The following is a 645-nucleotide window of genomic DNA, read 5'->3' on the forward strand; positions in this document are numbered from 1 at the left end:
TTCCAGGTCGGCTAGGCGGCGGTCCTGCTCGGCGACGGCGTCGTCACGGGCGACCGCGACCGCGGCGAATTCCTCGAACAGCTCGTCTTCCCGGCGCCGCCGCGCCTCCTGTTCGGCGTCGAGCCGGTCACGGGCAGCGGTCAACCGGGCAAGGTGCTCCCGCGTGGCGGGGCGACGACGGGAGCGCCCCGACCGCGGCGCGGTCGGCGTGGTCGGCTCGACCATCAGGGTTGGACTCCTCACAGACGACAGCAACAGCAAGATCACGATACTGGCGGCGGCGCGGCGCGGCGGCGGTCTCAGCCGATCGAAGGACCGGCCAGCACGGCGAGCCCGGCTGACATACCTGGCCGAGAACCATCGGCCAGGACATGACGGATTCGGCCGATCACAAGCGACCAATGTGCTGCCGATCCTGGCCGATTCGGCGCGGCCCACCGTCGGCCGAGGCGATGCATCTACCGATGACGTCACGGTCTCAGAGAGCAACACCGCGTGGCCGCCCAGCCCGCCGCCCAGCCGCCGCCCGGCAGCCCCGTAGCGGGCCCTGAACGCGCCCCACAGCCTCGATCACTCGACAGCCCCGCCTCACTGTGGAACGACAGTAGAACGACAGCGGGTCGGCGCCACGAGATGGCAGTCCCG

Source organism: Pseudonocardia sp. N23 (genome assembly GCF_002583555.1).
In the GTDB taxonomy this organism is placed as follows: domain Bacteria; phylum Actinomycetota; class Actinomycetes; order Mycobacteriales; family Pseudonocardiaceae; genus Pseudonocardia.